This is a genomic window from Arthrobacter sp. UYCu512, from assembly GCF_040547075.1.
GTDB lineage: Bacteria > Actinomycetota > Actinomycetes > Actinomycetales > Micrococcaceae > Arthrobacter.
Genome location: NZ_JBEPPA010000056.1, coordinates 1 through 1,057, shown reverse-complemented (window position 1 = coordinate 1,057; position 1,057 = coordinate 1). Strand labels below are relative to the sequence as shown.

Annotated in this window: 1 protein-coding gene; it reads left to right on the top strand. The window is 65.3% G+C overall.

All coding sequences use genetic code 11. The features are described 5' to 3' along the window. Positions 1–93: 93 nt before the first annotated feature. A complete protein-coding gene (locus tag ABIB49_RS19265) occupies positions 94–1,053 on the top strand; it encodes an IS481 family transposase (protein WP_226775797.1) in 960 nt (319 codons plus the stop codon). Positions 1,054–1,057: the final 4 nt, after the last annotated feature.

The following is a 1,057-nucleotide window of genomic DNA, read 5'->3' as shown; positions in this document are numbered from 1 at the left end:
GTTGGTGACAGGCGGCGTGGATAGGTGACAAAAAGAAGACCTCCGGGTGGAGTGGGGCTTGTCTAGAGTCCAGTTCCACAAACGGAGGTCTTCATGTCCCACCCTAATGCCTTTCTCGCGCCCAAGGGCCGGCTGCTACTGGCCAGATGCGTAGTCGATGACGGGTGGCCGTTGCGTCGGGCCGCAGAGCGGTTCCAGGTCTCCGTACCGACAGCGGCACGCTGGGCAGAGCGTTACCGCGAACACGGCGAGGACGGGATGGAAGACCGCTCCAGCAGGCCCCTTGTGTCGCCCTCGAGGACCCCGCAACGGCGGGCGCGGCGGATCATCGCGCTGCGCGTGAACCGGCGGTGGGGGCCGGCCCGGATCGGGTATCTGCTGGGCCTCCACCCATCAACCGTGCACAAGGTCCTTTCCCGGTTCGGGCTGGCGAAACTCTCGTGGCTGGACCGTGCCACGGGCCGGGTGATCCGCCGCTACGAGCACGAGAAGCCCGGGGACATGATCCACGTCGACATCAAGAAACTCGGACGCATCCCCGACGGCGGCGGGCACCGCGTCATGGACCGGGCAGCGGGCAAGAAAAACAAGACAGGGACCGCGGCGAACCGGCGCCCCGGCTACGCCTACCTGCACAACGCCGTGGATGACCACTCACGCTTCGCCTACACCGAGATCCTCGACGACGAGAAGAAAGAGACCGCCGCCGGCTTCTGGGAACGCGCCAACCAGGCCCTCAACGCCGCCGGCATCACCGTGAAGCGCGTCCTCACAGACAACGGCTCCTGCTACCGCTCCCACGCCTTCCAAGACGCCCTGGGCCCGGACATCACACACAAACGAACCCGGCCCTACCGGCCCCAGACCAACGGCAAAGTAGAGCGCTACAACCGCACCATGCTCGAGGAATGGGCCTACGCCCGCCCCTACAACTCAGAGGCCGAGCGCGTGGCTGCTTTCCCAGCCTGGCTCCATGACTACAATCATCACCGAGGCCACACCTCACTCAAGGGTCAGCCACCAGCAAGCCGCGTCACTAACCTCCGTGGTTAATACA

What these genes read in the sequence shown, in the direction of transcription:
- ABIB49_RS19265 (WP_226775797.1), top strand. Translation starts at nt 94, where the DNA reads ATGTCCCACCCTAATGCCTTTCTCGCGCCCAAGGGCCGGCTGCTACTG.